This window comes from Nocardioides sp. (assembly GCF_036401255.1).
GTDB lineage: Bacteria > Actinomycetota > Actinomycetes > Propionibacteriales > Nocardioidaceae > Nocardioides.
This window is the reverse complement of the sequence record NZ_DASWVI010000292.1, coordinates 1-9,125: the sequence shown is the minus strand read 5'-3', so window position 1 is coordinate 9,125 and position 9,125 is coordinate 1. Positions and strand designations below refer to the sequence as shown.

The 9,125-nt window shown below is 72.5% G+C and carries 11 protein-coding genes; 5 read left to right on the top strand and 6 right to left on the bottom strand.

The features are described 5' to 3' along the window. On the top strand, positions 1-504 hold a 504-nt coding region (locus VGD85_RS13700; protein ID WP_331063996.1), incomplete at its 5' end, for a hypothetical protein. Between the two features lie 16 nt (positions 505-520). On the opposite strand, the gene VGD85_RS13695 is transcribed toward VGD85_RS13700, so the two are convergent. Further along, positions 521-1,678: a pyridoxal phosphate-dependent aminotransferase gene (locus VGD85_RS13695; protein ID WP_331063995.1), complete on the bottom strand. Its 1,158-nt coding sequence runs from the start codon at positions 1,676-1,678 to the stop codon at positions 521-523. Positions 1,679-1,733: 55 nt separating this feature from the next. Between VGD85_RS13695 and pyrE the strand changes: the two genes are divergently transcribed. Further along, positions 1,734-2,264, top strand: coding sequence for an orotate phosphoribosyltransferase (gene pyrE, locus VGD85_RS13690; RefSeq protein ID WP_331063994.1), 531 nt, complete (start codon positions 1,734-1,736; stop codon positions 2,262-2,264). Between the two features lie 11 nt (positions 2,265-2,275). Here the strand turns inward: pyrE and VGD85_RS13685 are convergent, their stop codons facing one another. Beyond that, a complete protein-coding gene (locus tag VGD85_RS13685; protein WP_331063993.1) occupies positions 2,276-3,052 on the bottom strand; it encodes a DedA family protein in 777 nt (258 codons plus the stop codon). A gap of 86 nt (positions 3,053-3,138) precedes the next feature. On the opposite strand from VGD85_RS13685, the gene VGD85_RS13680 reads away from it, so the two are divergent. After that, a complete protein-coding gene (locus VGD85_RS13680) occupies positions 3,139-3,786 on the top strand; it encodes a TrmH family RNA methyltransferase (RefSeq protein ID WP_331063997.1) in 648 nt (215 codons plus the stop codon). A 9-nt stretch (positions 3,787-3,795) separates the two neighbouring features. Here the strand turns inward: VGD85_RS13680 and VGD85_RS13675 are convergent, their stop codons facing one another. From VGD85_RS13675 to VGD85_RS13665, 3 genes are read right to left on the bottom strand one after another with little or no spacing between them, the layout of a single operon-like run. Further along, positions 3,796-4,284 carry a SigE family RNA polymerase sigma factor gene (locus VGD85_RS13675; protein WP_331063992.1) on the bottom strand — a complete coding sequence of 163 codons (489 nt, stop codon included), beginning with the start codon at positions 4,282-4,284 and terminating at the stop codon, positions 3,796-3,798. Then, positions 4,281-5,156 (bottom strand): hypothetical protein, encoded by an 876-nt coding sequence (locus VGD85_RS13670; protein ID WP_331063991.1) that lies wholly within the window; start codon positions 5,154-5,156, stop codon positions 4,281-4,283. Before VGD85_RS13670 ends, VGD85_RS13675 begins: the two co-directional genes overlap by 4 nt. Before the next feature lie 17 nt (positions 5,157-5,173). After that, positions 5,174-5,650: a TIGR00725 family protein gene (locus tag VGD85_RS13665; protein WP_331063990.1), complete on the bottom strand. Its 477-nt coding sequence runs from the start codon at positions 5,648-5,650 to the stop codon at positions 5,174-5,176. 213 nt (positions 5,651-5,863) lie between these two features. On the opposite strand from VGD85_RS13665, the gene fbaA reads away from it, so the two are divergent. Next, positions 5,864-6,895, top strand: coding sequence for a class II fructose-bisphosphate aldolase (gene fbaA / locus VGD85_RS13660; RefSeq protein WP_331063989.1), 1,032 nt, complete (start codon positions 5,864-5,866; stop codon positions 6,893-6,895). Between the two features lie 84 nt (positions 6,896-6,979). On the opposite strand, the gene VGD85_RS13655 is transcribed toward fbaA, so the two are convergent. Continuing rightward, the gene (locus tag VGD85_RS13655; protein WP_331063988.1) at positions 6,980-8,491 is read right to left on the bottom strand and encodes a DHA2 family efflux MFS transporter permease subunit; all 1,512 of its coding nucleotides are present in this window, start codon (positions 8,489-8,491) and stop codon (positions 6,980-6,982) included. Positions 8,492-8,527: 36 nt separating this feature from the next. Between VGD85_RS13655 and VGD85_RS13650 the strand changes: the two genes are divergently transcribed. Then, the gene (locus VGD85_RS13650; protein WP_331063987.1) at positions 8,528-8,974 is read left to right on the top strand and encodes a DUF3151 domain-containing protein; all 447 of its coding nucleotides are present in this window, start codon (positions 8,528-8,530) and stop codon (positions 8,972-8,974) included. The last annotated feature ends 151 nt before the right edge of the window (positions 8,975-9,125 follow it).

The window sequence follows — 9,125 nt, the reverse complement described above, 5'->3', positions numbered from 1 at the left end:
CACCCGGCGGTGCACCCGGCGGCGTACCACCCCATCACGCGCCCGGTCGCCCACCCGGAGGACGGCCGCGCCGAGCGCCCGTCGGCCGTGGTGGGCGCGTGCCTGCTGACCTGGGTGAGCAGCGGGCTGATCGCGCTGGGTCTGCTGCTGACCGCCGCGGTCCTGCTCATCGACCCCGACCCGCTGCTCGACGACGTGCACCGGCGCCAGCCGCACCTCGCCGACCAGGGTGTCTCCGACGGCATGCTCGTCGCCGTGTCGCTGGGCATGATCGCGCTCATCGTGCTGTGGTGCGTGGCCGCCATCGTGCTGGCGGTGCTCGTCTATCGCGGCGTCGACTGGGCCCGGGTGGTGCTGCTCGTCTCGGCCGGGATCGCCGCCGCGATCAGCCTCGTCGGCGCGGCGGCCGGCGGCTTCCTGCTGCTGGCCTCCTTCGCCGCGGCGGCCGCCGCCTTCTCGCTCCTGCTGCGCCCCTCGACCCGCGTCTGGTTCGACCGCTCCTAGGGTCCTTCCTCGGGTCCTAGGGGGCCCGCAGGTCGGCCGCGGCCAGCCGCCGCAGGCCCTCCTCGATGACCTCGGGCTCCTTGCAGAACGCCCAGCGGACCAGGTGGCGGCCGGCGTCGGAGTCGTAGAAGGACTGGGTCGGGATCGCGACGACGCCGGCCCGCTCGGGCAGCGCCAGGCAGAACGACCGCCCGTCCGGCCAGCCGAGCGGGGAGATGTCCGTGGTCGCGAAGTACGTGCCCTCGGGCACCCGGACCTCCAGGCCGACGCGGTCCAGCCCGGCACAGAGCAGGTCGCGCCGCTCGCGCAGCTGCGCGGCCAGTCGGGCGGGGAAGTCCGGCTCCTCGTCGAGGGCGAACGCGACCGCCGGCTGCAGCGGCGCGCCCGAGGTGAACGTCAGCCACTGCTTGGCGGCGAGTACGGCGCTCACCAGCTCGGTCGGTCCGGTCGCCCAGCCGACCTTCCACCCGGTGAACGAGTAGGACTTGCCGACGCTCGAGAGCGTGAGCGTGCGCTCGAACATGCCCGGCAGCGTGGCCAGCGGCACGTGCTCGTGGTCGTCGTAGACCAGGTGCTCGTAGACCTCGTCGGTGATCACCACCAGGTCGTGCTCGATCGCGACGTCGGCGACCGCCTGCAGCTCCGTGCGCGTCAGCACCGTGCCGGTGGGGTTGTGCGGCGAGTTCAGCAGCACGAACCTGGTGCGCGGCGTGACGGCGGCCCGCAGCTCATCGGCGTCGAGACGGTACGACGGCGCCCGCAGCGTCACCGGTCGGCGTACGCCGCCCGCCATCTGGATCATCGCCGTGTAGGAGTCGTAGTAGGGCTCGAGCACGATCACCTCGTCGCCCGGGTCGACCAGGCCGAGCAGCGCGGCGGCGATGCCCTCGGTGCAGCCGGTGGTGACCACCACCTGTCGGTCCGGGTCGAGCTCGAGCCCGTAGTGGCGCCGCTGGTGGCGGGCCACCGCCTGGCGCAGCTCGGGCACCCCCGGCCCGGGCGCGTACTGGTTGCGGCCGGCCTCCATCGCGGCGACCGCCCGCGCGATCACGGTGGCCGGGCCGTCGACGTCGGGGAAGCCCTGGCCGAGGTTGACCGACCCGGTGCGCACGGCCAGCGCCGACATCTCCGAGAAGATCGTGGGTGGGATGCCCTCCAGGCGGTGCGCGAGCATGCGTCGACCCTAGGACACCTGAGGAGACCTCGGCGTACGGCGCTATCGTGCGCCCGTGACCCAGGACCCCACGCTCGCCGCCGACATCGACGCCGTGTGCCGCCTGACCGGGGAGTTCACGCTCCGGTCGGGACAGCAGGCCACGGAGTACTTCGACAAGTACCTCTTCGAGGCCGACCCGCAGCTGCTGCTCCGGGTGGCCCGCGAGATGGTCGGCCTGCTGCCGGACGGCACCGACCTGCTGGGCGGGCTCGAGCTCGGCGGGGTGCCGATCGCGACCATGGTCAGCAGCCTGACCGGCCGCCCGGCGCTGTTCGTCCGCAAGAGCGCGAAGGAGTACGGCACCTGCAAGCTCGCCGAGGGCCCCGACGTCGCCGGCCGCCGGGTCACGCTGATCGAGGACGTGATCACCACCGGCGGCGCCGTACGCGACGCGACGCGGGCACTGCGCGCGGCGGGCGCCGAGGTCGAGGTCGTCGTCTGCGCGATCGACCGCAGCCCGGCGGGGGAGAACCCGCTCGCCGACGTCGGCCTCGAGGTGCGCCCGGTGCTCACCAAGGCCGAGCTGGACGCCGCCCGGGGCTGACCCTCAGCGGCTCAGGCGTCGGCGCACTCGGAGGTGCTGGGCCGGGGCGGCTCGGCCGGCGACTCCGCCGGACCGGCCTCCGTGGCGGCCTCCGTGGCGGCCCGTCCCCGGGAGCGGCCGAGCCGGCGCTTGAGTGCCTCGTAGCTCAGCGGCACGACGCTGAACGCCAGGATCGCGATCGTGACGTAGTCGATGTTCTCGCCCAGCCACGGGAACGCGGCGCCGAGGAAGTAGCCCAGCAGCGTGATGCTCAGGACCCAGAGCACGGCACCCACGGCGCTCCAGGTGAAGAAGCGGCGCCGGTCCATCAGCGTCACGCCGGCCACGACCGTGATGTAGGTGCGCACGAACGGCACGAACCGGCCGATGACGAGCGCCCGGCTGCCGTACTTCTCGAAGAACGCGCCGGTCTTGTCGAGGTACTCCCGCTTGACGATCCGGCCGTTGCGCTCGTAGAGCGGGGGCCCGATCCGCCGGCCTATCTCGTAGCCGACGACGTTGCCCGCGAACGCGGCGACGGTCAGCAGCGCCATCGCGATCACGAGCTCGACGGGTTCGTTGTGGATGCCGATGACGGAGTAGCCGGTCGCGTTGCTGCCGGCGATGAACAGCCCGAGGGCGAACAGCAGGGTGTCGCCGGGCAGGAACGGGAAGAACAGCCCGCACTCGACGAACACCATCAAGATCGCGAGCCAGATGAAGGCCGACCCGTACTGGTGCTGCAGCCATTCGGGATCGAGCCACTTGATGCCGAGCAACAGCGGCGCCCATGGCATCACTGAGATCACCCTGCAACGGTACCTGGGGACCCCGAACTCCGAGTGGCCGATCGCTTAACGTGTCGGTCGTGGAGGAGCGCGCGCCGTACGACCCGATGCCGTACGGCGCCGCCGAGGTCGGGGTCGGGCCGTGGCCCGGGGAGTGGCCCGAGGGCGACCGGTACGACCCCGAGCTGCTCGCGGGCGGCGACCGGCGCAACGTCGTGGACCGCTACCGGTACTGGACGATGGAGGCGATCGTCGCGGACCTGGACACCCGGCGGCACGGCTTCCACGTCGCGATCGAGAACTGGCAGCACGACTTCAACATCGGCACGATCGTGCGCACCGCCAACGCGTTCCTCGCCGCCGAGGTGCACATCGTCGGCAACCGACGCTGGAACCGCCGCGGCGCGATGGTGACCGACCGCTACCAGCACGTCCGGCACCACCCGACGGTGGCCGACCTGGCGGCGTACCTCCACGAGCAGACCGACGGGCCGGTGGCGTTGTACGGCGTCGACAACCTCCCGGGATCGCTGCACCTGGAGACCACGACGCTGCCGGAGCGGGTCTGCCTGCTGTTCGGCCAGGAGGGCCCGGGCCTGTCCGAGGCGGCTCGGGAGGCGTGCGACGCGACGTTCTCGATCGCGCAGTTCGGCTCGACCCGGTCCATCAACGCCTCCGCCGCGGCCGCGATCGCCATGCACACCTGGGTGCGCCAGCACGCCGATCTCTCGGGCGACGCCGCCTGGCGCGGGTGATCCGCCGGGCTACCGCACGGTGAGCACCGCCTGGAGCTTCGCCAGTCCGCGGGAGGAGTGGCTCTTCACGGTGCCGGTGCCGATCTTGAGCTCGCGGGCGGTCTCCTCGACCGACAGGCCCAGCCAGTGGCGCAGCACCACCACCTTGCGCTGCATGGTGGGCAGCGCCTGGAGCGCCTCGAACAGCGCCGAGCGCTCCTCGACCGGGAACGGCTCGGTGGCCGGTCGGTCGGTCTCGGGCAGGCCGACCCGCTCCCGGGTCCACGGGCGCCGGTGCTCGTCGATGTTCGCGCGGACGATGATCGTGCGCGCGTAGGACTCCTCGGCGCCCTCCCGGTGGATCCGCGGCCAGGCGACGTACAGCTTGGTCAGCGCGGTCTGCACGAGGTCCTCGGCCTGGTGCCAGTCGCCGCACACCGCGTAGGCGATCCGGCGCAGATGGGTGCGCCGGGCGAGCACGAACTCGGCGAACGCCTCGTCCCGAGACGGAGTGCTCACCGGAGCCCCTCCCCGGAGGCGTACTGCGCGCGGGCGTAGTTGAGGAGCTCCGGCCAGGTGGCGCCGACGACGTCGCGAGGCGGCGTCGTGATCACGTCGAGCTCGCCGCGGATGACCCGCCACACCACGAAGTAGGCCTGCTCGCCGTTGTCGGCCGTCTCGGAGGCGACGCTGACGAGTGCGGCACCGGTCACGGCTCCCGCCGGGGCGAAGTCGCCCCCGAGCTGCGGGTCGTCGGTGCGCTGCAGCACCGTCGCGCCCGCGACCGGGACGACCCGACCCTCCGCGGTCAGCCGCATCGTCGCAGGCCAGCCGTCACCGCCGTGCCCGAGCGTGACCTGGTCGTCGACCCAGTCCTCGAAGCTCGCCCAGCCGTTGCTCGGTGTGGACTCGGCGATGCTCACCCCGGTCGCCGTCTTCTCCGCGAGCAGCCAGCTGCGGACGCCGCGGAAGGTGATGTCGAGGGCGTCGGAGGTGGCCGGCGGCTCGAATCCGATCGGGTTCTCGAGGTGGGCGTGCACGATGACCTCGGGCCGGATCTGCAGCTCGTGGCCGACGTAGCGGACCTTGACCCAGTCGCGCCACCCCCGGTCCCCGGCAGCCGTGGTGGACGTCGGGCGGCTGGTGGGGGTGCTGGTCGGGGTGCTCGTGGGCTGCACGACGACCTCGCCGCCGGTGCGCTGCCCCGGGGCGGAGGCGGCGACGGCGTACGACGCCCCCACGATCGCGACGACACCGGCCGCGACGACCGTGGTGAGTGCCCGGCGCCGGCGCAGGGCGCGCCGGCCCACGGCCAGCTGCTGCTCGAGGGGTGGATGTGCCGGGCCGGTGCCGAAGGACCGGTCCAGCTCGTCGCGGATGTCGGTGCTCATGCCCTCAGAGACGGAGCTCAGCTCCGCTGGGTTGTCAGTGCCGCCAGGATCTCCACGGCGCTGATCGCGTCGCCGGCGACGACGCCGACGTCGTCGGGCAGGTCCCAGGGGTCGAGGAGCACGAGCGGTACGCCGGTGCGGCGGGCCAGGGCGATCTCGCTGAGCGTGCCCCAGCTGCAGCCGACCGCGACCACCGCGTCGGCGGCCCGGACCAGCAGCCCGTTGCGCAGCTCGCCGAGGCCGGTCGGCAGCAGGTAGGTGTGCTCGGGGGCGCCCTCGGCGCGGTCGAGCCCGGGCATCAGCCCGATCGAGGTGCCACCGGCCGCGCGGGCGCCGCGGGCGGCGGCCGCCATCACGCCGTGGTGGCCCCCGGTGAGCAGCACCGCCCCCTGCTCGGCGAGCAGCCGGCCGACGGACTCGGCGTGGTCGAGGTCCTCGGGCCGGGCGGCGTCGGCGGGACCGACCACGGCGACGTACCGACCGGAGAGGGACATGCGCCGAGGTTACGACGGCGCGCGGTCCCGGCTGCGGTGGATGGGCCACCGCCGGCCCGGGTGGGTCTGGGCGGGCTCGCGGTGGGCCGGGCCGGGTCGCGGTCCCGGGACCGCCCGGCCCCCCATCCTGGGCCAGAGGTCCCTACGGACCCCTTCCGGCAGGCACTAGGGTCGAAGGCGATCTGTTCACGTCGTTTCGCACGAGGAGTCCGCATGCCCATCGCCACCCCTGAGAAGTACGCCGAGATGCTGGATGCGGCCAAGAAGAACGCGTTCGCGTTCCCGGCCATCAACGTCTCCTCGTCGCAGACGCTCAACGCGGCGCTCCAGGGCTTCGCCGACGCCGGCGCGGACGGGATCATCCAGGTCTCGACCGGTGGCGCCGAGTACTTCTCCGGACCCTCGATCAAGAACATGGTCACCGGGTCCGTGGCGTTCGCCGCGTACGCCGCCGAGGTCGCCAAGAACTACCCGATCAACGTCGCCCTGCACACCGACCACTGCCCCAAGGGCAAGCTGGACGGCTTCGTGCGCCCGCTGCTCGACCTCTCCGCCGAGCGGGTTGCCCGCGGCGAGGCCCCGCTGTTCCAGTCGCACATGTGGGACGGCTCCGCCGTGCCGCTCGAGGAGAACCTCCAGATCGCCGAGGAGCTCCTCGCCAAGTGCGCGGCCGCGCACATCATCCTCGAGGTCGAGATCGGCGTCGTCGGCGGCGAGGAGGACGGTGTCGTCGGCGAGATCAACGAGAAGCTCTACACCACCCCCGAGGACGCGCTCGCGACCGTGGCCGCGCTCGGCGCCGGCGAGAACGGCCGCTACATGACCGCGCTGACCTTCGGCAACGTGCACGGCGTCTACAAGCCGGGCAACGTCAAGCTGCGCCCGGAGATCCTCAAGGCCGCGCAGGAGGCCGTCGCCGAGAAGCTCGGCCTCGCGGCCGGCTCGAAGCCGTTCGACCTGGTCTTCCACGGTGGCTCCGGCTCGACGGCCGAGGAGATCGGTGCCGCGGTCGACTACGGCGTGGTGAAGATGAACGTCGACACCGACACCCAGTACGCCTTCACCCGCCCGGTGGCCGCGCACATGTTCCAGAACTACGACGGCGTCCTCAAGATCGACGGCGAGGTCGGCAACAAGAAGCAGTACGACCCGCGCGCCTGGGGCAAGGCCGCCGAGGCCGGCATGGCCGCCCGCGTGGTCGAGGCCTGCCAGAACCTGCGCTCGGCCGGCCACTCGATCGGGTGATCGCAGAACGCCAGAACGCGACAGACCCCGCCCGGACCTCCGGTCCGGGCGGGGTCTCGTGCTGTTGCGGTCCTGCGGCCGGTGTCAGTCGGCGCGCGCGGCCGGTGCCGGTGCGCTCGCGAACCCGGCGTGCTGAGGCTTCTCGAACAGCAGCGCCGCGACCAGGCCGAGCACCAGGACGGCCGGGGTGAGCAGCAGCGAGGTCGACATCGCCTGGCTGAAGTGGTCGGCGACCTGCGGCGGGAGGCTGACCTTGGTGCCGGCGCCCTCGCCGGTGAACGGCGGCAGCCCCTCGGCGGCGAGCCGGGCGTCCATGAGCACGGCGATCGCCGCGGAGCCGAGCACCGCGCCCACCTGACGGGTCGCGTTGTAGACGCCGGAGCCCGCCCCGGCGAGCTGGATCGGCAGGTTGCGCGTCGCGGTGGCGCTGTTGGGCGCCCATACCCCGGCGTTGCCGATGCCGAGCAGCACCATCGGCGCCACCAGCCACCAGATGTCGGTGTCGGGCGTCATCAGCATCGCCAGCCACACCAGCGAGCCGATGATGCACGCGAACCCGATGCTGGTGATCAGCCGCGGGTGGATGCGGTCGGTGAGCCGCCCGACGGTGCGGGCCAGCACGATGGTCATGATCGCCATCGGCACGAGCAGCAGTGCCGAGCGGGTGGGACTCAGGCCGCGCACCACCTGGGCCCAGATCATCAGCGGGATCGCCATCGCGGTGATCGAGAAGCCCATCGCGGAGATCGCGACGTTGGCCAGCGAGAAGTTGCGGTCGGAGAACAGCCGCAGCGGCACCAGCGGCTCGCGGGTGTTGCGCGCCTGCCAGGCGAGGAACAGGCCGAGGACCACGAGGCCGGCGGCGATCAGCGTCACGATCACGCCGTTCCAGTGGTACTGGTGGCCCTCCTGGATGCCGAAGACGAGCAGGAACATCCCCAGGCCGCTGAGCGCGACGCCCAGCCAGTCGAAGCGGTGTGTGTGGGTCTCCAGCCGCGGCACCAGACGCACCGCCGCGACGAAGCCGAGGATGCCGACCGGCACGTTGATGAAGAAGATCCACTCCCAGCCCAGGCCGTCGACCAGCACGCCGCCGAGGATCGGGCCGACCAGCGTGGCGACGCCGGCCGTCGCGCCCCACAGCGCCATGGCCGCGCCGCGCCGGTGGGCGGGGAAGATGCGGGTGATGATCGCCATGGTCTGCGGCGTGATCATCGAGGCGCCCAGGCCCTGGACGACGCGGGCCGCGATCAGCCCCTCGATGCTGCCGGTCAGGCCACACCACAGCGACGCGAGCGTGAAGACCGTCAGGCCGGTGAGGTAGAGGCGCTTGGGGCCGAACCGGTCGCCGAGCCGGCCGGTGATCAGCACCGGCACGGCGTAGGCGAGGAGGTAGGCGCTGGTCACCCAGACGACGTCGTTCACGTCGGCGCGCAGGTCCTCGATGATCGCGGGGGTCGCGACCGAGACGATCGTGGTGTCGACGAGGATCATGAAGAAGCCGATGCACAGCGCGAACAGCGCCGGCCACGGCTCCTTGGCGTCATGGTCCACGGGCGTCGTGGACACGTCGGAGGAGGTGGTGGGTCGGGTCACGGGGCTACTCAACACCCAGCCGTGGACAATCGTTCCATGAATTCTGTGACGCCCGGTGCCGACCTGATGGCGGGCCCACCGCCGACCCACCTGCCCGAGGACCCGGCCGCGGCCGAGCTCGTGGAGGGCGCCGACGTGATGGCGGTGGTCCGCCGCCACCCCGAGTCGCCGCTCGCGTGGGCGACGCTCGGGATGCTGCTGGCCGACCAGGCCGAGGACCTCGACGACATGGTCACCGTCTACGCCTACGCCCGGGTCGGCTACCACCGCAGCCTCGACCAGCTGCGCCGCAACGGCTGGAAGGGCCACGGTCCGGTGCCGTGGGAGCACGAGCCCAACCGCGGGTTCCTCCAGGCACTCGCGCTGCTCGCCCTGGCCGCGCGCCAGATCGGCGAGACCGCCGAGTGGGAGCGGTGCTCGCAGTTCCTGCGCGACTCCAGCCAGACGGCGTACGACGAGCTGCTCGGCGACCTGGAGTCCTGAGCGAGCCCGGACCGACCCCGCCGCCCCCTCAGGCCCGGGCGATCCGCACCAGCTCGGCCAGCGCGCCGTGCGGACGCCGGGCGGGCAGCCAGACCGCCCGCAGCGCCCGGTCCAGGTCGAGGCCCTCGACGGGCACGACCACCAGCTGCCC